The sequence below is a fragment of the Xanthomonas sp. CFBP 7698 genome (assembly GCF_003600855.1).
Classification (GTDB): domain Bacteria; phylum Pseudomonadota; class Gammaproteobacteria; order Xanthomonadales; family Xanthomonadaceae; genus Xanthomonas; species Xanthomonas cannabis.
Window position 1 is genome coordinate 211,120 of sequence record NZ_PRDN01000002.1, and the last position, 21,074, is coordinate 232,193.

The window sequence follows — 21,074 nt, forward strand, 5'->3', positions numbered from 1 at the left end:
GCTGCGCGGCGGCGAGGTGCCTGACGGCGCCTCGCCGTTCCTGATGTCTCACGCTCCCGCACTGCGCGGGTGACGAGTTCAATCGAATGAATGCCACCGCACTTCCCGAAGCGATGACCGCACCCCGCGGCCGCGACCTGCGCGATGCGCGCGCCGATCGCCTGTTCAAGCTTGCGCTGGCCGCCACCGTCGTCTTTGTGCTGCTGGCACTGGGCAGCGCGGCGCTGTCGATGTTGTGGGGCGGACGCCATGCCTTGCAGATGCAGGGCCTGAGCTTTTTCTATTCGGCCGACTGGAACCCGGTTGAAAACAAGTACGGCGCGCTGGCGCCGATCTACGGCACGCTGGTCACGGCGTTGATCGCGATGGTGATTGCGGTACCTGTAAGCTTCGGCATCGCGTTCTTCCTGACCGAAGTGGCGCCGCGCTGGCTGCGTGGCCCGGTGGGCACCGCGATCGAACTGCTGGCCGGCATCCCGTCGATCATCTACGGCATGTGGGGCCTGTTCGTGCTGGTGCCGGTGATGACCGAGCACGTGACGCCATGGCTCAACGACCACCTGGGCACGCTGCCGTTGATCGGCCCGTTGTTCCAGGGCCCGCCGCTGGGCATCGGCCTGCTGACCGCCGGTTTCGTGCTGGCGATCATGGTGATTCCCTTCATCTCCTCGGTGATGCGCGAAGTATTCCTGACCGTGCCCACGCGCCTGAAGGAATCGGCATACGCGCTGGGCTCCACCAAGTGGGAGGTGAGCTGGGACATCGTGCTTCCCTACACCCGTTCGGCGGTGATCGGCGGCGTGTTCCTGGGACTGGGCCGTGCGCTGGGCGAAACCATGGCGGTGGCCTTCGTGGTCGGCAACACGGTGCGCCTGTCGCCCTCGCTGCTGGAACCGGGCACCACCATCGCCGCGTTGATCGCCAACGACTTCGGCGAGGCCACCGAAACCTATCGTTCGGCCCTGTTGCTGCTGGGCTTCGTGTTGTTCATCGTCACCTTCATCGTGCTGGCCATTGCACGCTTCATGCTGATGCAGCTGTCGCGTCGGGAGGGCAACTGATGTCTGCGTCTTCGGTGTCGCAATCCCTCTACAACCGCCGCCGGGTGACCAACGCGATTGCGTTGCTGCTGTCGTGCGTCACTGCGTTGTTCGGTCTGTTCTTTCTGGCCTGGATCCTGTGGACACTGTTGTCCAAGGGCGTGCCGGGCATCGACCTCAACCTGTTTACCAAGATGACGCCGCCGCCGATGCAGGAAGGTGGCTTGCTCAATGCCTTCTTCGGCAGTGCGGTGATGTGCGGGCTGGCGCTGGCGATCGGCACCCCGCTGGGCGTGGCCGCCGGCACCTGGCTGGCCGAGTACGGCAATGCGCGCAAGGCCGGCATCGTGGTGCGGTTCGTCAACGACATCCTGCTCTCGGCGCCGTCGATCGTGCTGGGCCTGTTCGTCTACACCTTGTACGTGATGCAGACCGGCGGGCGGTTTTCAGCGTTTGCCGGCGCCCTGTCGCTGGCCTTCATCGTGCTGCCGGTGGTGGTACGCACCACCGACGAAATGCTGCGACTGGTGCCGGCGCAGATGCGCGAAGCGGCGTTGTCGCTGGGCATTCCGCAGTGGAAGGTGACCGTGCAGGTGCTGTATCGCAGTGCCTCGGCCGGCATCGTCACCGGCGTATTGCTGGCGCTGGCGCGCATCAGCGGCGAAACCGCACCGCTGCTGTTCACCGCCTTCGGCAATCAGTACTGGAACAGCAACATCTTCCAGCCGATGGCCAGCGTGCCGGTGATCATGAACCAGTTTGCCGGCAGCCCGTACGAATCCTGGCAGACCCTGGCCTGGTCCGGTGCGCTGGTGCTGACCGTGTTCGTGTTGTTGGTGAGCCTGGGCGCACGTGCCCTGCTACTGCGCAACAAGATTTCCAATGACTGACCTATCTTTCCGGACACCCGACATGAACGATCTCCAAAACGCCACGCCGATGCATCGCATCGCTGTTCCGGCCGCGAAGGGGGCGCCAACGGCGCAGGCGCCGGTGAAGGTGGCCGCACGCAATCTGGATTTCTATTACGACAAGTATCACGCGTTGAAGGGCATCAACATCGAAATCCCGGAAAAGCGCGTCACCGCGCTGATAGGCCCTTCCGGCTGCGGCAAATCGACCCTGCTGCGCATCTTCAACCGCATCTACGCGCTGTACCCGAAGATGGAAGCGCGCGGCGAGGTGCTGCTGGACAACGAAAACATCCTGTCGCCGAAGTACCCGATGAACCGCCTGCGCAGCAAGGTGGGCATGGTGTTCCAGAAGCCGGTGCCGTTCCCGATGACCATCTTCGAGAACGTGGCCTACGGCATCCGCCACCACGAAAAACTGTCAAAGGCCGACATGCAGGACCGCGTCGAACAGGCGTTGCGCCAGGGCGCGCTGTGGGACGAGGTCAAGGACAAGCTGGGACAGAGCGCGTTGGGGTTGTCCGGCGGCCAGCAGCAGCGCCTGTGCATCGCACGCGCGGTGGCATTGCGCCCGGACGTGCTGCTGCTGGACGAACCGACCTCGGCGCTGGACCCGATCTCCACCAGCCGTATCGAGCAACTGGTGGAAGAGCTCAAGCGCGACTACACCATCGTGATCGTCACCCACAACATGCAGCAGGCCGCTCGCGTATCCGACTACACCGCCTTCATGTATCTGGGCGACCTGATCGAGCACGACCGCACCGAAACCATTTTTTCGCAGCCCTCCAAGCAGCAGACCGAGGACTACATCACCGGCCGGTTCGGGTGATGCAAGGCGACGCACCGTAACGCCCGCATTGAAGCAGCTCCGTCACCTGCCGTGCCCGGCGCATTCGGCGGGGTGGCAGACATCCACCACGGCCATGTAATCGAGATCACGATGAACCAGCACCTCAACGACCATATCGTCAAAAGCTACGACGAGGAGCAGCACCGTCTTGTCGCCGAGATCGTGCGCATGGGCGACACGGCGGTGGCGCAGCTGGAGGCGGCGCTGGACGTGGTGGAACGTCGCGACGACCACGCCGCACACCGCATCGTGGTCAACGACGAGGCGATCGACGCGCTGGAACATGCCATCAGCCACGACGTGATGCGGCTGGCATTGCGCGGGCCGATGGCGCGCGACCTGCGCGAGATCCTGGCCGGCCTGCGCATCCCGGCCGATATCGAACGCATCGGCGATTACGCGGCCAACGTGGCCAAGCGCTCGATCGCGCTGAACTCGGCGCCACCGCTGCCGCAGACGGTGGGGTTGCGCGCGCTCGGGCAGATGGCGGCCGATGCGGTGCGCGCGGCGGTGCAGGCGTACCGCGACAAGGACGCCAATGCCGCGATCCGCGTGCGCGACGAAGACGCACGGCTGGATGCGCAGTACACCGCGCTGTTCCGCGAGTTGCTGACCTACATGATGGAAGACCCGCGCAACATCACCCCGTGCACGCATCTGCTGTTCATGGCCAAGAACCTGGAACGCATCGGCGACCACGCCACCAACATCGCCGAAAACGTCTGGTTTCTGGTGCATGGCGAACAGCCGTTGCCGCCACGCCTCAAGCGCGACGACACCAGCAGTACGGGCGTCATCTGAGCGCTGGCGGTCCTGCGCGACAGCGGCCGCTTGCTGGCGGCAGCTGCCGGAACGCCTTGTGAGCTGCAATGGCAGGCCAGTCGCCGACGCGCCAGACCAAAGGCGCACGCAAGGCGCGCCTCGCGCCGTCGAGCCCCGGGGTGTGACCTGCTAGGCTATGCGGATGAACGAACCGGTCGACCCACAGCCTGCCCGCGCCATCCTGCCCATGTCGCGGCGCTTCCGCGGCTATCTGCCCGTCGTGGTGGACGTGGAGACCGGCGGCTTCGACTGGAACCGGCACGCCTTGCTGGAAATTGCCTGCGTGCCGATCGAAATGGACGACGAGGGCCGCTTCTTCCCGGGGCAGACCGCCAGCGCGCATCTGGTGCCGGCGCCCGGGCTGGAGATCGACCCCAAGTCGCTGGAAATCACCGGCATCGTGCTCGACCATCCCTTCCGCTTCGCCAAGCAGGAAAAGGACGCCTTGGACCACGTCTTCGCCCCGGTACGCGCCGCGGTGAAGAAGTACGGCTGCCAGCGTGCGATCCTGGTCGGCCACAACGCGCATTTCGATCTGAATTTCCTCAACGCGGCAGTGGCGCGCGTGGGGCATAAACGCAATCCGTTTCATCCTTTCAGCGTGTTCGATACGGTGACGCTGGCCGGCGTGGCCTATGGCCAGACCGTGCTGGCGCGTGCCGCGCAGGCTGCGGGTCTGGACTGGAACACGGCCGATGCACACAGCGCGGTCTACGACACCGAGCAGACCGCGCGGCTGTTCTGCACGATTGCCAATGCCTGGCCGGGGCCTGTTTAGGTCGGGATTCGGGATTGGCGGGAGCGCGCCATGTCCGGGCTGCGCGATTGTTCCCTCTTGCGCTACGAACAGTGGCCGACATGCAACTCGCGTCGTCTTATACAGGCATGCACTCGCCGTCGGATGGGAGGCCTATTCCCTGCAAGGCTCAGGTCTTCCGCCCGCGACTGAGAAGCGCCGACGCAGCGCTTCACGAATCCCCAATCCCCAATCCCGGCCTCTAAGCCACCCAGATCTGGTCGCGCCCCGCGCTCTTGGCCTGGTAAAGCGCCTGGTCGGCGCGTTGCATCAACGATGAGCCGGTGTCGTCATCGCGCAGTGCGGTCAGCCCGGCACTGAAAGTCACCTGCAGCCCTTCCACACCACCCCAGTCGCTGCGCGCATGGAAGCGCGTGCGAATGCGTTCGCACAGCGCCTGTGCATCGTGCAATGCGGTGTCGGCCAGCAGCAGCGCAAACTCTTCGCCGCCAAGACGGGCGGGCAGATCCGAGGCGCGTGCGGCGGCGGTGAGCAATGCACCCACCTCGTGTAACACCGCATCGCCACTGGCATGCGAATGCCGGTCGTTGATGCGCTTGAAATGATCGATATCCAGGATCGCCAGCACCAATGGGCGCCCGCTGCGCCGTGCGCGGCTGATGTCGCGCGCCAGTGCTTCGTCGAAGTGGCGGCGGTTGGGCAACCCGGTCAGTACATCCTCGTGCGCCTGGCGCTCGAACACGTCGGACTTGATGCGCAGGCGGGTCAGCAATTCGCTCTTTTCCTGATTGGCCTGCAGCAGACGCTGGGCCTGCATCTGCAAATCCTGGGTGCGCTTGCGCACCAGTTCGGCCAGGCGCGCGTTGTGGGTCTTGTAGCGATGCAACAGCACCCGGTACAGCAGGGTCAGCGCAAGAATCGCGCCCAGCGCCGCAGCAATGCGCACATCGTGGCGCTGCCACCACAGCGGCAGCACGTCGAAGGTCCAGCGCGCCTCCTGCGGGCTCCACGCGCCGCCCGGGTGGCGTGCGGCCACACGCAAGGTGTAGTGGCCCGGCGGCAGGCCGATGAATTCCACGCTGCGCTGCCGGCCGCGCGCGATCCAGACATTGTCCAGGCCGTCCAGACGGGTGCGGTACTCGATGCGCTCGGACAGCAGAAAGCTCATGCCCGCATACGAGACATTGAGCCGGTAACCGCCAGGCAGCTGCGCCTGCTGGCGCCATGCCAGCGGACGGCCATCCTGTTGCACGCTTTCGATCAACGCCGGCGGCGGGCGACGTTCGCGAAACCGCTGCAGGCGCGCGGGATCGACCGTGCTCACGCCACCAGCGGTGACCACCCAGACCGACCCGTCCGCACGTTCGATCATGCTGGGGCCGGAACTGCCGTTGGCCTGCGCATTGCCCATGCCATCGATCTCGCCATAGCGCTCGATGGCGAGCGTGCCGTGCCCATCGGCAACTGCATCGAGCGCGGCAAATCCGGTCCGCAACATGCCACGGTTGCTGCTGATCCAGGCGTTGCCGACGTGGTCCTCGACGAGCTGAAACACCGTATCCACCGGCATGCCCTGCTCCAGACCCACGCGTGCGAGGCTGCCGCCGCGTGCGCGGTACAGGCCGCGATCGGTGGAGATCCACACCGCATCGCCAATGGACTGAAAGCCGAACACGCTGCGCGCGCCGCCCAGGCGTTCCAGGTCCAGTTGCCGCAGCGTGCCGTCGCGCAACACTGCCGCGCCATCGACCGATCCGATCCACAGCGCGCCATCGATACTGGCCAACGCGGTCACCACGCCATTGGGCAGGCCCTGGACCGTCACAGGCACGCGCTTGCCCTCCACCAATCGCACGACGCCGCGTTGCGTCGCCAGCCACACCACATCCTGCGCATCGACCGCGATGGCCCGGATATGGCCGCTGGGAATGCCTTCGGCGTCGCCGTAATGGCGTAAGACGCGACCGTCGCGCAGCACGAAGACTCCGTCGGCGTAGGTCCCGACCCACAGGTCGCCGTGCCGATCCAGCGCCAGGCTGAGCACCGACAGCCGCCGCCCCGACGGTGTGGCAACCGGCACCGGCACGACTCGGCCATCCGGCAGCATGCGGTCCAGACCAGCAGTACTGGCGATCCACAGGCTGCCATCGCGGTCTTCCAGCACCGCGCGCGCATAGTCGCCGCTCAGCCCATCGCGCTGGCTGTAGCTGCTGAACAAGGTCTCGCGTAGCCGAAACAGGCCACCGTTGGCACCCACCCAGATGCTGCCTTCGGCATCTTCGCGCAGGCTGACGATCCGCCCGGTGGGCAGGCTGCGGCCTGCTGCCAGATGCTCTACACCATGACTGCCGATCCGCAGCAGGCCCTGGTTTTCGCTGCCCAGCCAGAGGTCGCCATTGCGGTCCTGCAGCATCGCGGTGAAATGGCCCTGCCCCGGCAGCCGGTGCACCAGCACTGCCCGCTCGTCGTGCAGGCGGAACAGCTGCTCGCCGGCAACCACCCACACCGTGCCGTCCGGCGCGCGATAAGGCCACGCCAGGCCCGGCGGCAGACCGAAGGCCGCCGGCGCGCGGTGCATGCGTCCATCCGGCTCGCGATAGATCAAGCCATCCAGCGTGCCGATCAACAGGCGGCCCTGGCCGTCGAACAGCATGCGCGGAAAACTGCTCTGCAGCGGCACGCCGTCGCGCGGCGGGAAATAGTCGAAGCGTCCATCCGGCCACAGACATCCCAGCCCGTGGCCTTCGAACAACAGCCACATGCGGCCATCCGAATCCATCGTCATCGCATGGATCAGCGCCTGCGGCCATTGCCCCGTGCGTTGCCACTGCCGCCACTGCCCGTCGGCACCGTGACGCACCAGATTGCCGCGCGCATCGCTGAGCCAGAGCGCGCCATCGCGGTCCACATACAGCGCACCGACTCCGTTATCGGGTAGCCCCGGACGCGTGCTGCGATCGATCACGCTGAATTCCAGGCCGTTGTAGCGCACCAGGCCTTCCCAGGTGGCGAACCACAGATAACCGTCGCGGGTCTGGGCGATGTCGCGCAGCGAGTTGTGCGGCAGGCCGTTGCGCGAACTCCAGCTATCGATCGCGTAGTTGCGCAAGGACGCTGTGCCGGCCGGCGCGGCAATCGCTGCGGCACAAGACACTGCGAACAACAGGCAGAGGCCGACACCAAGCCAGTGCCGCCACTGCCAATACCGTGCCGACGCCAGGTCGGCGTCCCCGTTCTCGCCCTTGCCGCGGGCGCCCACCCCAAGATTCATCAGACATGACATACCGTTTACTGACGATATGGTAGGCAAAAAGTGCCTGGCGCGCTGAGCGGGCCACCGGCTTGGTACCGAAACGCCCGCTATGACGGCGTTGCCGCGCCCCGTTTGTCGCTGTGCAGTCACGGGAACGCCGCAATCTGCGCAGATTACAGCGTCGGTCCACGCAGCGACGCGACGGTGTCAGCTGCCGCCGGCAGCGATTGCGGCAGAAGCCATCGGGTGCCGTTGGCACACCTTGCCGCTTGCCTTCAGGCGCCCAGCCGCTGGCGCACGGCCTCGAACAGGGTCACGCCGGTTGCCACCGACACGTTCAGGCTCTCGATATCGCCCGGCATCGGAATCTTGACCAGGCCATCGCAGTGCTCGCGGGTGAGACGGCGCAGGCCATCGGCCTCGCCACCCAGCACCAGCCCGACATTGCCGCGCAGGTCCACGCTGTACAACGAGGCATCGGCCTCGCCCGCCAATCCGTACAGCCACACGCCCTGCTTCTGCAGATCGCGCAGGCAGCGCGCCAGGTTGGTCACCGCCACCACCGGAATGCGGTCGGCAGCGCCGGCCGAGGTCTTGCGCACGGTGGCGTTCACCGTAGCCGACTTGTCCTTGGGGATGACCACCGCAGTGACACCGGCAGCCGCGGCGCTGCGCAGGCAGGCGCCCAGGTTATGCGGGTCCTGCACACCATCGAGCACCAGCACCAGCGCACGCCCCTGCGCCGCCTCGACCAGCCCTTCCAGCTCGTTCTCGGCCCATAGGCGCGCGGCGGCGTAGCGTGCCGCCACGCCCTGGTGACGGACCTGCCCACCCACGCCGTCCAACGCCTGGGTATTGACCCGGCGCACGTCGATGCCCTTGCGGCGCGCCTGTTCCTCGATCTCGGTTAGGCGCGGGTTCTTGCTGCCGGCCTCGATCAAGACCTCGCGCACGTTGTCGGCGTCGTTCTCGACGGACGAGGCGACAGCGTTGACGCCGACGATCCACTGGTTCTGCTTGCTCATTGCGCGGGCATACGAAGAAATGTGGGGGAATGGTAGGGCCTGCGGCCTGCCACGTCACGGCCGGGCGTGGATCGCATGCACACGATGGCCAAACGCCGGGCGGCGATGCCGCTGATGCCGGTTGCAGTGGCGCGTGGCTGGCGACAACACGCGGAGGGGAACTACATCAGCCCCTGCACGTCTGCCGCAGCGCGAACCACGGGGAATCTCGCGCTGCCGCAGTTGTTACTGGTGAGCCGCGCCCCTGGCCAGCGACGGAAAGCTCGGCAACCGTTGTGCCGGGTTGGCTGCGGCACGCCAACACATCGGTGCTCCGCATGTCCTTGCAAGGTTTGCAGCTCGCGCAGTGCCAACGACTGGCAGCGAACCGCGCCACGTTACCGGCAACAGGGCAATGACACCTGGACCCAGGCGGAGCTTGGGCCGTTACTTACACCGGCCACCGCTCGGTGTCGTGGTCCGGATGCTGCCGCGAGACCAGCGAAGCCTGGAATGCTTCTGCGGCGGCATCATCTTCCGTGCGTCGTGTCGGCAACTGCGCCAACGCATCGACAAACGGCAGCTTGCGCTCCAGGCCGTACTGGATGTGCGGAGGCAACCGCTCCGGCGTGTCGAATGCGCCGGCTGCGATCGCCACGCCGTCGGGTGCTTCATAGGTCAGCGGCGTGCCGCAATCGGCGCAGAAACCGCGCTGAACCATCGACGATGAGGCGAAGCGCTTGGGCTCACCGCGGGTCCAGCGGAACGCGCTGCCGCGCACCGACACCAATGGCGCGTAATACGCCCCGAAGGCTTTCTGGCACATCCGGCAATGGCAGATCGACGCGTCGTCGAGCACGCCGCGCACATGGAAACGCACGGCGCCGCATTGGCAACCACCGCTGTATTCGGAAGAGCTGTTCATCCTGCGCCCCGCTTGTCAGCTTGCAACGGATGTCACGGCAGCCCCAGCGCTCGCCGCGACCCACCAGCCTGCACTACCGCGTCGGCACCTTGCGAGCGGCCCGTTCGACCGCCCGCAACGCCGACTTCAACTGGCCTTTTTCCTGCGTTTGGCCGGTTTCTCGCGTGGCGGCAGCGGCGCTTCGGGTGCTGCGCCATCCTCGGCCAGACGGAAGTCGATCTTGCGCTCTTCCATGCTGGCCTTGAGCACCAGCACGCGTACCGGATCGCCCAGGCGGAACTCGCGGCCTCGGCGCTCGCCACTGAGCGTCTTGCGGATCGGGTCGAACTGGTAATAGTCCTGCGGCAACTGGGTGACGTGCACCAAGCCATTGACCTTGGACTGGGTCAATTCCACGAACAGACCAAAACCGGTCACGCCACTGATGACGCCGTCGAACTGGCCGCCGACGTGCTTTTCCATCCAGGCGGCGCGATAACGCTCATCCACTTCGCGCTCGGCTTCATCGGCACGGCGTCCGCGTTCGGAGCACTGCAGCGCCAACGCCGACATCTGCCGCGGGGTGTAGATGAACTTGTCCGGGCTGGCCCCGGTCAAGGCATGCTTGATCGCGCGGTGCACCAGCAGATCGGGATAACGGCGGATCGGCGAGGTGAAGTGCGCGTACGCCTCCAACGCCAGACCAAAGTGACCGTTGTTCTCCGGCGAATACACCGCCAGGCTCTGGCTGCGCAGCAGCACCGACTCCAGCAACGCCGCGTCCGGGCGCGCGCGCACCTTCTTGAGCAGCTTGGTGTAGTCGCCGGGGCGCACCTTGCTCCACGCCGGCAGGCTGAGCTGGAACTCCTTGAGGAATTCCAGCAGGTCTTCGAACTTGCTCTCCGGCGGGCGCTCATGCACGCGGTACGGCGCGGGCACATGCATGCTCAGCAGATAGCGCGCCGCCTCGACGTTGGCGGCGATCATGCACTCTTCGATCAGCTTGTGCGCATCGTTGCGCACCAGCATGCCGGCCTGGGTCACCTCACCGGTGTTGTCGAGCACGAAGCGTACTTCGGAGGTTTCGAACTCGATCGCGCCGCGCTGCGTGCGGGCCTTGGACAGCACGTGGTACAGCTGGTGCAGGCGCTGCACCTGCGGCAGCAACGGGCCGATGAAGGCCTTGGTATCGGCGTCGTCTTCGCCGACCGCCTTCCAGACCTGGTTATAGGTCAGGCGTGCGTGCGAGTTCATCACCGCTTCGTAGAACCGCGAGCCGGTCACCTCGCCATCGCGCCCCACCTGCATGTCGCAGACGAAGCACATGCGGTCGACCTTGGGCATCAGCGAGCAGATGCCGTTGGACAATGTCTCCGGCAGCATCGGCACCACGAATCCCGGGAAGTACACCGAGGTGGCGCGTTTTTGCGCCTCGTCGTCCAGCGGCGTGCCAGGACGCACGTAGTTGGACACGTCGGCGATCGCCACCACCAGACGGAAGCCGTCGGCATTGGGTTCGCAATACACCGCGTCGTCGAAGTCCTTGGCATCCTCGCCATCGATGGTGACCAGCGGCATCTGCCGCAGATCCACCCGCCCGCCGATCATCTGTGGCTCGACCACCAACGGCACGGCGGCCGCTTCGTCCAGCACTTCCTGCGGAAATTCGTGCGGCAGCTCATGGCCGTGGATGGCCATTTCCACCACCAGCGACGGGGTGAGCTTGTCGCCGAGCACCGCGATGATCTTGCCGATCGCCGGGCGGCGCGCGTCCGGCGGCGCGATCAGCTCGCACACCACCAACTGCCCTTCGCGCGCCTCGCCGATACCATCCGGCGCAATCTGCACGTTGCGCTGGATGCGCTTGTCGTCCGGGTCGACGTACGCCACGCCATGTTCATAGAAAAAACGCCCGAGCATGCGCGACATGCCGCGCTCGAGCACGCGCGCAATCGCGCCTTCGCGACGGCCGCGGCGGTCGATGCCGGTGACGTTGGCCAGCGCGCGATCGCCGTGCATGACCTTGCGCATCTCGAACGGCGGCAGGAACAGATCGTCGCCGCCCTCGTCCGGCTTGAGGAAGCCGAAGCCTTCCGGATTGGCGATCACCACACCGGCAATCAGACTGGTCTGCTGCACCGGCGCGTAGCCGCCACGGCGGTTCTGCACCAGCTGCGCTTCGCGCACCATTGCGGCCAGGCGCTTGCCCAGCGCGTCGATGCGATCGCTCAGGTTGAGCTTGTCGGCGATCTCTTCAGCGGTCTGCGGGCCGTCGCAGGCATCGAGCAACTGCAGGATGGCCTCGCGGCTGGCAATGGGCTCGGCGTAGCGCAGTGCTTCACGATCGGCATGCGGGTCCTTGAACCCGGCATTGCCGGCCTGGACTTCTTTCTGCTGGGCGGCCTCGTTCTGGAAACGTTCCGGCAGCGGCGCGGCAGGCCCGCTCTTGCGCGGATGCGGTGCGCGGGGAGCCGCCGGCATGGGCAGCGCGTCCGATGGCTGCGAGGCTACGCCGGAGGCTTTATCGGCAGCGCGCTTGTTGGCGGCCTTGGTCGATGCACCGGCGGCGGCGCGAACCAGGAAGTCCGGCATCCAGCCTGGCAACTTCTGCTGTTCGGCGGTGCTGGACTCGGCTGCGCCGGTGGATTTGCGGCGACTCGGCCGATCGGAATCTGGAGTGTTTTTCTTTGTCATTGCCCTAATGGTACCCCTTGCGGTCCTGACGTGGGCGGCAACGGCGGCCCGTCCATGGCAATCGATGCAGGCAAGTTGTTGACAAGCCCGCCGGGAGTCTGCAAAATTCGCGGCTCACCTGCCCAGGTGGCGGAATTGGTAGACGCACTAGCTTCAGGTGCTAGCGGGGGCAACTTCGTGGAGGTTCGAGTCCTCTTCTGGGCACCAGTTTAAAAAGACTTCCGAGCGATCGGGGGTCTTCTGGTTTCTGGGCTACGGAAAACGCCGGGCCCTGGTCGCTGCCGCGCCGCTCGCTGTTCTGCTGAGGCCCGGCACCGCGGTTGACCATGGTCATCGCAATCACCTTGCGCAGCGCAACCACTCAACCGGCACGTCACCGCGGGGCAATCGTTCACGCGTGCGCGGCGATACGCCCGCTGGCGCCATCCGCGCCATCGCCGGCAGCGCGCAAGCTGCCGGTCGTTCGATCATGGAACCGCTGTCACCCCCGCCGCGCGCAGTGCCTGTGCCCAGATCCGGTAGCCGGCCTCGCTGGGATGGGTGCCGTCGGGCATCAGGGCTTCGGGCAGGCTGCCGTCGGGCTGCAGCAGCTGTGGGCCGATATCGACCAGGCGCACCGCCGGGTCGCTGGCATACCGCGTGCGCAGCAAGCGGTTGGTTTCGGCAATCGAAGCACGCTGCGGGTCGCCGGCAGAGCGGCCACGCGGCATGATGGCCATCAGGATGAGCTTGCTGTTGGGTAGACGACGGCGCACTTCGCCCACCACCGCTTCGACGCCTTGTGCTGCCTCTGCAGGCGTGCTGGCGCGCGATTGCGCGGTGCCGGTGAGGTTGTTGGTGCCGATATGCACAACCACCCAGCGCGGATCCAGGCCGTCGAGTTCGCCCTGGCGGATACGCCACAACACGTTCTGGGTGCGATCCCAGCCGAAGCCCAGGTTGAGCACCGGCCGCTTGCCATACAACCACTGCCACGACGCCGGCCCGCTGACGCGCGTGGCTTGCGGCGGGCCCGCCCAGAAGTGGGTGATCGAATCACCGATCATCACCACCTCCGGCTTGAGCGTACGCGCGGCAGCCAGTGCGGCATGGTGGCGTGCGTACCAGTCGTAGGAGTCCTGTTCCAGCCAATCGACCGGCAGCAGCGAGGTCGCCACGTCGCGGCCGAGCTCGGCCACCGGCTTGACCGGCGCCTCCCCCAACAGCCGCGCCAGCGTGGGTTCGATCGCCTCGGCCAGCATGCGTTGGCCCTGGGTGTCCGGATGCAGGGCACCGGCGGCAGGATGGAAGCGCGTGTCGTAGAACAGCTCGGTGCGCAGCGTGCCGGCACGTTGAAACACCGCGCTCACATCCAGGTAGGTCACACGCGGGTTGTCGCCGTAACGCACTGCCAGACCCTGGTTGACCTGGGCGTCGCGACGCGATTTTTCCGCAGAAACCCCGCTGGGCAGCACACTCAACAACAGGATGTGGGTACGCGGCAGCTTCTGTTCGATCGCGGCAACCACCGCATCGATGCCGAGCTGAGCCTGCTCCGCGCCCTGGCCGAGATGGCCGGTGTTGTTGGTGCCGATCAGCACCAGCGCGACCTTGGGCTGCAGCCCGTCGACTTCGCCATTGGCCAGCCGCCACAGCACGTTTTCGGTGCCGTCACCGCTGAAGCCCAGATTGAGCGCGCCGCGGCTGCCGTAGAAGGTCTGCCAGGTCGGCTGGAAGTCTTCGTCCGGCGCCTTGGATTTTTCGTAGTTCTGGGTGATCGAGTCGCCGACCAGCAGCAGCTTGGTCTCCGGATGCTGCCTGACCTGCTCCAGCACCTGCGCATGCCGCTGCGCCCACCAGGGCTCCTGCAGGCGATCGGTGGGAACGATCGACGGCGGCGGCGTCTGCGCGCTCGCTGCGGGACAGACCAGCAGCAGCCCCCAACACACCAGTGCGGGCGCGATGGCGGATAGCGAAAGGCGAGGAAACACAGCGTGCAAGGACCGGAGCATGCGCGCACCAGAGGCTGGAGAAGCCACGATTGTGATCCGCGCGCGCCGCGCACCACAAGCGTGGACGCAGCCACCGCCATGTAAGGCTGCGAAGTGCTTGTGATGTGTCGGCGCCAAGCCACTGGCACGACACATCTCTGATCGCAGACCGCTCACGCTTGCGTAGGAGCGTGCTTTGCGCGCGATGCGGCGTTATCGATAACGCTTCATCGCGCGCGAGCGCGCTCCTACTTGGCAGTGGAAAGCAATCGCCTAAATCAAGCACTGGATCGAGCGCTGCGCACCTCGGGCCAACGGAGTCGGCAACCGGCGGCGCGCTGCCGGAACCGGCCGCTCAGCGCAGGCCGGTTTCGCTGCGTGCGATCACCAGACGCTGGATCTCCGAGGTGCCTTCGTAGATTTCGGTGATCTTGGCATCGCGGAAGTAGCGCTCCAGCGGCATTTCCTTGGAATACCCCATGCCGCCGTGAATCTGCACGGCCTGGTGGGTGATCCACATCGCTGCCTCGGAGGCGGTGAGCTTGGCGACCGCCGCTTCGGTGCCGAATGACTTGCCCTGCCCCTTGAGCCAGGCCGCGCGCAGCGTCAGCAACAAGGCTGCATCCAGCTTGCACTTCATGTCGGCAATCTTGGCCTGGGTCATCTGGAAAGTGCCGATCGCCGCGCCGAAGGCCTTGCGCTCCTTCGCATACGCCAGCGTGGCTTCATAGGCGGCGCGCGCAATGCCCACGGCCTGCGACGCGATCCCGATACGCCCGGCATCGAGCACGCTCATTGCGGTCTTGAAGCCCGCTCCCTCCTGGCCCAGCACCTCGTCAGGCTGCGCGATGTAGTCGGCGAACTCGATCTCGCAGGTGGCCGAGGCGCGAATGCCGAGCTTGGGCTCGGTCTTGCCGCGGTGGAAGCCGGCACGCTCGGTATCGACCATGAACGCGGTGATGCCGCGCGAGCCCTTGTCCGGTTCGGTCACCGCGAACAGCACGATGTACCTGGCCACCGGGCCGGAGGTGATCCAGCTCTTCTTGCCATTGATGACGAAGCGGCCATCGGCCTGCCTGACCGCGCGGCAACGCATCGCCGAGGCATCCGAACCAGACTGCGGCTCGGTCAGCGCGAAGGCACCGATGTGCGTGCCTTCGGCAATCGCGCGCACGTACAGCTGCTTCTGCGCCTCGGTGCCGTTCTTCAGGATGCCGGTACAGAACAGCGAATTATTGACCGACATGATGGTGGAGTGCGCACCGTCGGCGGCAGCAATTTCGATCATCGCCAGTGCGTAGCTGATCGGGTCCATGCCGGCGCCGCCGTACTCGGCCGGTACCTCGATGCCCATCAGGCCGTTCTCACCCAGCAGCTGGATGTTTTCCAGCGGGAATTCGCCGCTGCGGTCGAACTGCTCGGCGCTGGGGGCGATCTTTTCCTGGGCGATCCGGCGGGCCACGTCCTGGATCATCAGTTGTTCTTCGGTAAAGCTGAAATCCACGTTCGACCCCTCCCGGGTATTGGCTGAGCGGCCATTGTAGCCACAACCATTCGCATGCGTATGTAGTTGACCCCACACCCCGCCCCGCCGAAAATATCTCCATATCGCGATATAGAGATATTCATGGATCTGGAAGACTGGTCGGCCCGCCTGAAAGTATTCGCCGACGCTACCCGAGTCCGCCTGCTGGCCTTGCTGGAACAGGAAGAACTCACCGTGGCCGAGCTGTCGGCCATTACCCGACTGGCCCAGCCGCGCGTGTCCACCCACCTTGCCAAGCTCAAGGAAGCCGGGCTGGTGCGCGACCGCCGCGCCGGCGTGTCGGCGTACTACCGCTTCGACGAAGTGTCGCTGGACCCGGCGCAACGGGCGCTGTGGCTGGCGCTGAGCACCGGCAGCGACGATCCGCTGCTGCGCCAGGACGCCGAGCGCGTGGCGGCGGTGCTGGCCAACCGCGCCGCCGACCAGAACTGGGCCGATTCGGTCGCCGGTGACATGGAGCGCCACTACTCGCCCGGCCGCACCTGGGAGGCACTGGCGCGCACCGCCCTGCCCCTGCTGGAAACCGGCGACGTGCTGGACATCGCCTCCGGCGACGGCGTACTGGCTGAACTGGTGGCCCCGCACGCCACCCGCTACATCTGCATCGACACCAGTGCCCGCGTGGTCGCCGCCGCCAGCGAACGCCTGCGCAAGCTGCGCAACGTGGAAGTGCGCGAGGGCGACATGCATGCGCTGCCGTTCCCCGATGCCAGCTTCGACCTGGTGGTGCTGATGCATGCGCTCACCTACGCCGCAAAGCCTGCGCAGGCGGTGGCCGAATCGGCGCGCGTGCTGCGCCCCGGCGGCCGCCTGCTGCTGTGCAGCCTGGCCAAGCACGAACATCGCGCCGCGGTGCATGCCTACGGCCACGTCAATCTCGGTTTTGCCGCCAAGGAGCTGCGCAGGTTCGTCGAGAAGGCGGATCTGGAGGTGTCCAGCCTGGAGACGGTGACGCGCGAAAAACGTCCGCCGCATTTCGAGGTGATTTCATTGATTGCGGTGAAGCCGGGAATCGGGAATCGGCACTCGGGATTGGTGGAAAACAACGACACTGCGGCGAGGAGAACCGGGCCATGACGCACGCGCGAATCCCCAATTCCGAATCCCCAATCCCGTTTGCATTGCCGTGGCTGCACCCCGAGCGCGCTGCCTCGCTCACGGCCGCATTGCGCGCGCGCATCCTCATCATCGACGGCGCGATGGGCACCATGATCCAGCGCCACGACCTGCAGGAACCGGATTACCGCGGCACGCGTTTTGCCGACGGCTACGACAGCGCGCACGTGCATGGCCCGGGATGCGATCACGCGCATGCGCCTGAAGGGCATGACCTGAAAGGCAACAATGATCTCCTGCTGCTGACGCGCCCGGAGATCATTGCCGGCATTCACCGCGCCTATCTGGACGCCGGTGCCGACCTGCTGGAAACCAACACCTTCAACGCCACCTCGGTGAGCCAGGCCGACTATCACCTGGAACATCTGGTGTACGAACTGAACAAGGCCGGCGCGCAGGTGGCGCGCGCATGCTGCGATGCCGTTGAGGCGCTGACACCGCACAAGCCGCGCTTTGTCATCGGCGTGCTCGGCCCCACCAGTCGCACCGCGTCGATCAGCCCGGACGTCAACGACCCCGGGTATCGCAATACCAGCTTCGATGCGCTGCGGCAGACCTACCGCGAGGCGATCGAAGGCCTGATCGACGGCGGCGCCGACACGCTGATGGTGGAGACCATCTTCGACACGCTCAATGCCAAGGCCGCGCTGTACGCGATCGAAGAAGTCTTCGAGGCACGCGGCGGGCGCTTGCCGGTGATGATCTCCGGCACCATCACCGACGCCTCCGGCCGCACCTTGTCCGGCCAGACGGCCGAGGCGTTCTATGCGTCGGTTGCGCATGGCCGGCCGTTGTCGGTGGGATTGAACTGCGCGCTCGGCGCGAAGGACCTGCGCCCGCATGTGGAAACGCTGGCGCGGATTGCCGATGCCTACGTCAGCGCGCACCCCAATGCCGGCTTGCCGAATGCATTCGGCGAGTACGACGAAACGCCGGAAGAGATGGCGCACACCTTGCGCGAATTCGCGCAGGCCGGCCTGCTCAATCTGGTCGGCGGCTGCTGCGGCACCTCGCCCGATCACATCCGCGCCATCGCCGAAGCGGTGGCCGATCTGCCACCGCGGCAATTGCCTGGCGCGCAGGAGCTGGCGGCGTGATGTGGCAGGCGTGCCCTCATCCGCCCTTCGGGCACCTTCTCCCGCAGGCGGGAGAAGGACACAGCATGGCGTGGCTTGCCACAACGACGCTCCACGCGCCGCGCCCTACCCTTCTCCCGCTGGCGGAAGAAAGACACAGCATGGCGGTGCTGGGCGCAAAGACGCTTCGCGCGCCGCGCCTTGCCCTTCTCCCGCCTGCGGGAGAAGGTGGCGCGCAGCGCCGGATGAGGGCCGCATTCCATCGCGCCCCCTCATTTGGTCACGAACACCAACACACCCAGACTGATCGCGGCGCCAACCTCCAGCAGAGCCTTGCATGAGCACTCCCCGCTACACCCGCCTGTCCGGCCTGGAACCGCTGGTCATCACCCCGGACCTGCTGTTTATCAACGTCGGCGAGCGCACCAACGTCACCGGCAGCGCCCAGTTCCGCAAGCTGATCAAGGAAGAGCGCTACGAAGAAGCGGTGGAAGTGGCGCGCCAACAGGTGGCCAATGGTGCGCAGATCCTCGACGTCAACATGGACGAGGGCCTGATCGATTCCGAGAAGGCGATGACCCGCTTTCTCAATCTGATCATGTCCGAACCGGATATCGCGCGCATCCCGGTGATGGTCGATTCGTCCAAGTGGACGGTGATCGAAGCGGGCCTGAAATGCCTGCAAGGCAAGAGCGTGGTCAATTCGATCTCGCTCAAGGAGGGCGAAGCGGTCTTCATCGAGCAGGCACGCAAGGTGCTGCGCTATGGCGCCGCCGCGGTGGTGATGGCCTTCGATGAGGTGGGTCAGGCGGACACCTGCGCACGCAAGGTGGAAATCTGCACGCGTGCCTACAAGGTGCTGACCGAGCAGGTCGGCTTCCCGCCGGAAGACATCATCTTCGACCCGAACATCTTTGCCGTCGCCACCGGCATCGAAGAACACGACAACTACGCAGTGGACTTCATCGAAGCCACCCGTGAAATCAAACGCACCTTGCCGCACTGCCATATCTCCGGCGGCGTGTCGAATGTGTCGTTCTCGTTCCGCGGCAACGAAAGCGTGCGCCAGGCGATCCACTCGGTGTTCCTGTTCCATGCGATCAAGGCCGGCATGGACATGGGCATCGTCAACGCGGGCGGCATGCCGATCTACGACGATCTGGACCCTGAGCTACGCGAGCGCGTGGAGGATGTGATCCTCAACCGGCGCAAGGACGGCACCGAACGCCTGCTGGAGATCGCCGAGCGTTACAAGGGCACCAAGGGTGCGGCGAAAGCCGAGGACCTGGCCTGGCGCGACAAGCCGGTACGCGCGCGTCTGGCGCATGCATTGGTACACGGCATCGATGCGTACGTGGACACCGATACCGAAGAAGCGCGTCAGCAGTCCACCCGCCCGCTGGATGTGATCGAAGGCCCGCTGATGGACGGCATGAACGTGGTCGGCGACCTGTTCGGCGCCGGCAAGATGTTCCTGCCGCAGGTGGTCAAGTCCGCACGCGTGATGAAAAAGGCCGTGGCGTATCTATTGCCCTACATCGAAGCGGAAAAACTGCGCACCGGCGATGTCGGCAGGTCCAATGGCAAGATCATCATGGCCACCGTCAAGGGCGATGTGCACGACATCGGCAAGAACATTGTCGGAGTGGTGTTGGCCTGCAACAACTTCGATGTGGTGGACCTGGGCGTGATGGTGTCGGCGCAGGTGATCCTGGATCGTGCACGCGCAGAAAATGCCGACCTGATCGGCCTGTCGGGCCTGATCACGCCGTCGCTGGAAGAGATGTCGCATGTGGCGCGCGAGATGCAGCGCCAGGGGTTCGAGATCCCGCTCTTGATCGGCGGTGCCACCACCTCGCGCGCGCATACCGCGCTGAAGATCGACCCGCACTACACCGCGCCCACCGTGTGGGTCAAAGATGCCTCGCGTGCGGTCGGCGTTGCGCAATCGCTGATCTCGCGCGACCTGCGTCAGGCGTTCGTGGCCGCCAACGACGCCGACTACGCCGAGATCCGTGCCCGCCATCGCAACCGTGGCGATGCCAAGCGACTGGTGTCGCTGGAAAAGGCGCGTGCGCAACGCTTCGATGGCGGATGGGACAGCTACGTGCCGCCCGCGCCACGCCAGCCGGGCCTGCACGTCTTCGACGACTACCCGCTGCAGGAGTTGGTCGAGCTGATCGACTGGACCCCGTTCTTCCAGGCCTGGGAGCTGTCCGGCAAGTTCCCGGCCATCCTCAGCGACGAGATCGTCGGCACCCAGGCCAGCGAGCTGTATCGCGACGCACGCCGCATGCTCAAGCAGATCGTCGACGAGAAGTGGCTGACGGCGAAGGCCGTGTTTGGGCTATGGCCGGCCAATAGCATGGGCGATGACGTCGTCGTACTGACCGAAGCGGCGGAATCGGGAATCGGGAGTCGGGAATCGCAAAGCGATGCTCCCGCGCTCGACCATTCCCGATTCTCCATTCCCCATTCCCTGCATTTCTTGCGCCAGCAAGTCGACAAACCCCTCGACCGCCCGGATTTCTGCCTGGCTGATTTCATCGCGCCCAAGGACAGCGGTGTGCAGGACTGGATCGGGGCCTTCGCGGTCACCGCGGGCATCGGCATCGACCCGCATGTGGCCCGCTTTGAAGCCGCGCACGACGACTACAATTCGATCCTGCTCAAGGCGCTGGCCGATCGCCTGGCCGAAGCACTGGCAGAGCGCTTGCATCAGCGGGTGCGTACCGAGTTCTGGGGCTATGCGGACGACGAGAGGCTGGACAACGACGCCTTGATCGCCGAGCGCTATCGCGGCATTCGCCCTGCCCCCGGTTACCCGGCCTGCCCGGAACACAGCGAAAAACGCACGCTGTTCGACCTGCTCGATGCGGAGCAGAACACCACGATGACGCTGACCGAGAGTTTCGCGATGCTGCCTACCGCCGCGGTGTCCGGCTATTACTTCAGCCATCCCAAGAGCCAGTATTTCGTGGTCGGGCGCCTGGGCAAGGAACAGGTCGCCGACTACGCCAAGCGCAAGGGGATCACGCTGGCCTTGGCCGAACGCTGGCTGGCATCGAACCTGGATTACGACCCGGAGTAAGGGCCGCCGCAAACACCGTAGGAGCGCACCCGGGCGC

General features: G+C 65.7%; 14 protein-coding genes and 1 tRNA gene. 9 read left to right on the top strand and 6 right to left on the bottom strand.

All coding sequences use genetic code 11. From position 1 onward, the window contains the following. Positions 1–86 precede the first annotated feature (86 nt). The 5 genes from pstC (at position 87) to rnt (ending at position 4,404) form a co-directional block, all read left to right on the top strand. The gene (pstC, locus tag XnspCFBP7698_RS08760) at positions 87–1,061 is read left to right on the top strand and encodes a phosphate ABC transporter permease subunit PstC (RefSeq protein ID WP_039412879.1); all 975 of its coding nucleotides are present in this window, start codon (positions 87–89) and stop codon (positions 1,059–1,061) included. Next, positions 1,061–1,930 carry a phosphate ABC transporter permease PstA gene (gene pstA, locus XnspCFBP7698_RS08765; protein WP_039412875.1) on the top strand — a complete coding sequence of 290 codons (870 nt, stop codon included), beginning with the start codon at positions 1,061–1,063 and terminating at the stop codon, positions 1,928–1,930. Before pstC ends, pstA begins: the two co-directional genes overlap by 1 nt. Positions 1,931–1,952: 22 nt before the next feature. Further along, positions 1,953–2,783 carry a phosphate ABC transporter ATP-binding protein PstB gene (pstB, locus tag XnspCFBP7698_RS08770; RefSeq protein ID WP_039412872.1) on the top strand — a complete coding sequence of 277 codons (831 nt, stop codon included), beginning with the start codon at positions 1,953–1,955 and terminating at the stop codon, positions 2,781–2,783. A 111-nt stretch (positions 2,784–2,894) separates the two neighbouring features. Continuing rightward, positions 2,895–3,605 carry a phosphate signaling complex protein PhoU gene (phoU, locus tag XnspCFBP7698_RS08775; protein WP_039412869.1) on the top strand — a complete coding sequence of 237 codons (711 nt, stop codon included), beginning with the start codon at positions 2,895–2,897 and terminating at the stop codon, positions 3,603–3,605. A gap of 157 nt (positions 3,606–3,762) precedes the next feature. After that, the gene (gene rnt / locus XnspCFBP7698_RS08780) at positions 3,763–4,404 is read left to right on the top strand and encodes a ribonuclease T (RefSeq protein WP_104580033.1); all 642 of its coding nucleotides are present in this window, start codon (positions 3,763–3,765) and stop codon (positions 4,402–4,404) included. Positions 4,405–4,624: 220 nt separating this feature from the next. On the opposite strand, the gene XnspCFBP7698_RS08785 is transcribed toward rnt, so the two are convergent. The 4 genes from XnspCFBP7698_RS08785 to rnr all read right to left on the bottom strand — a co-directional run bounded on the left by XnspCFBP7698_RS08785 (position 4,625) and on the right by rnr (position 12,238). Beyond that, positions 4,625–7,654 (bottom strand): ligand-binding sensor domain-containing diguanylate cyclase, encoded by a 3,030-nt coding sequence (locus XnspCFBP7698_RS08785; RefSeq protein WP_104580032.1) that lies wholly within the window; start codon positions 7,652–7,654, stop codon positions 4,625–4,627. Positions 7,655–7,911: 257 nt separating this feature from the next. Further along, positions 7,912–8,661, bottom strand: a complete 750-nt coding sequence (gene rlmB / locus XnspCFBP7698_RS08790; RefSeq protein WP_039412860.1) for a 23S rRNA (guanosine(2251)-2'-O)-methyltransferase RlmB — start codon at positions 8,659–8,661, stop codon at positions 7,912–7,914. A gap of 430 nt (positions 8,662–9,091) precedes the next feature. Further along, positions 9,092–9,565: a GFA family protein gene (locus XnspCFBP7698_RS08795; RefSeq protein ID WP_104580031.1), complete on the bottom strand. Its 474-nt coding sequence runs from the start codon at positions 9,563–9,565 to the stop codon at positions 9,092–9,094. A gap of 126 nt (positions 9,566–9,691) precedes the next feature. Next, entirely contained in the window at positions 9,692–12,238 is a 2,547-nt protein-coding gene (gene rnr, locus XnspCFBP7698_RS08800; RefSeq protein ID WP_104580030.1) for a ribonuclease R, read from the bottom strand. A 120-nt stretch (positions 12,239–12,358) separates the two neighbouring features. On the opposite strand from rnr, the gene XnspCFBP7698_RS08805 reads away from it, so the two are divergent. Further along, a tRNA-Leu gene (locus XnspCFBP7698_RS08805) sits at positions 12,359–12,445 on the top strand. 260 nt (positions 12,446–12,705) lie between these two features. Here the strand turns inward: XnspCFBP7698_RS08805 and XnspCFBP7698_RS08810 are convergent. After that, on the bottom strand, positions 12,706–14,229 hold the full coding sequence (locus XnspCFBP7698_RS08810; RefSeq protein ID WP_146093202.1) for a platelet-activating factor acetylhydrolase IB subunit: 1,524 nt from the start codon (positions 14,227–14,229) through the stop codon (positions 12,706–12,708). Between the two features lie 334 nt (positions 14,230–14,563). Further along, entirely contained in the window at positions 14,564–15,712 is a 1,149-nt protein-coding gene (locus tag XnspCFBP7698_RS08820; RefSeq protein ID WP_123137382.1) for an acyl-CoA dehydrogenase family protein, read from the bottom strand. 123 nt (positions 15,713–15,835) lie between these two features. Between XnspCFBP7698_RS08820 and XnspCFBP7698_RS08825 the strand changes: the two genes are divergently transcribed. From XnspCFBP7698_RS08825 to metH, 3 genes are all read left to right on the top strand, one after another. Continuing rightward, positions 15,836–16,831, top strand: a complete 996-nt coding sequence (locus tag XnspCFBP7698_RS08825) for a metalloregulator ArsR/SmtB family transcription factor (protein ID WP_166743229.1) — start codon at positions 15,836–15,838, stop codon at positions 16,829–16,831. Next, positions 16,828–17,967, top strand: a complete 1,140-nt coding sequence (locus tag XnspCFBP7698_RS08830) for a homocysteine S-methyltransferase family protein (RefSeq protein WP_104580028.1) — start codon at positions 16,828–16,830, stop codon at positions 17,965–17,967. Before XnspCFBP7698_RS08825 ends, XnspCFBP7698_RS08830 begins: the two co-directional genes overlap by 4 nt. Positions 17,968–18,283: 316 nt before the next feature. Beyond that, positions 18,284–21,037, top strand: a complete 2,754-nt coding sequence (gene metH, locus XnspCFBP7698_RS08840; protein ID WP_104580026.1) for a methionine synthase — start codon at positions 18,284–18,286, stop codon at positions 21,035–21,037. Positions 21,038–21,074: the final 37 nt, after the last annotated feature.

What these genes read in the sequence shown, in the direction of transcription:
- rnt (WP_104580033.1), top strand. Translation starts at nt 3,763, where the DNA reads ATGCGGATGAACGAACCGGTCGACCCACAGCCTGCCCGCGCCATCCTG.
- XnspCFBP7698_RS08810 (WP_146093202.1), bottom strand. Translation starts at nt 14,229, where the DNA reads ATGCTCCGGTCCTTGCACGCTGTGTTTCCTCGCCTTTCGCTATCCGCC.
- pstB (WP_039412872.1), top strand. Translation starts at nt 1,953, where the DNA reads ATGAACGATCTCCAAAACGCCACGCCGATGCATCGCATCGCTGTTCCG.
- pstC (WP_039412879.1), top strand. Translation starts at nt 87, where the DNA reads ATGAATGCCACCGCACTTCCCGAAGCGATGACCGCACCCCGCGGCCGC.
- XnspCFBP7698_RS08825 (WP_166743229.1), top strand. Translation starts at nt 15,836, where the DNA reads ATGGATCTGGAAGACTGGTCGGCCCGCCTGAAAGTATTCGCCGACGCT.
- phoU (WP_039412869.1), top strand. Translation starts at nt 2,895, where the DNA reads ATGAACCAGCACCTCAACGACCATATCGTCAAAAGCTACGACGAGGAG.
- XnspCFBP7698_RS08830 (WP_104580028.1), top strand. Translation starts at nt 16,828, where the DNA reads ATGACGCACGCGCGAATCCCCAATTCCGAATCCCCAATCCCGTTTGCA.
- XnspCFBP7698_RS08785 (WP_104580032.1), bottom strand. Translation starts at nt 7,654, where the DNA reads ATGAATCTTGGGGTGGGCGCCCGCGGCAAGGGCGAGAACGGGGACGCC.
- rlmB (WP_039412860.1), bottom strand. Translation starts at nt 8,661, where the DNA reads ATGAGCAAGCAGAACCAGTGGATCGTCGGCGTCAACGCTGTCGCCTCG.
- rnr (WP_104580030.1), bottom strand. Translation starts at nt 12,238, where the DNA reads ATGACAAAGAAAAACACTCCAGATTCCGATCGGCCGAGTCGCCGCAAA.
- XnspCFBP7698_RS08795 (WP_104580031.1), bottom strand. Translation starts at nt 9,565, where the DNA reads ATGAACAGCTCTTCCGAATACAGCGGTGGTTGCCAATGCGGCGCCGTG.
- metH (WP_104580026.1), top strand. Translation starts at nt 18,284, where the DNA reads ATGAGCACTCCCCGCTACACCCGCCTGTCCGGCCTGGAACCGCTGGTC.
- pstA (WP_039412875.1), top strand. Translation starts at nt 1,061, where the DNA reads ATGTCTGCGTCTTCGGTGTCGCAATCCCTCTACAACCGCCGCCGGGTG.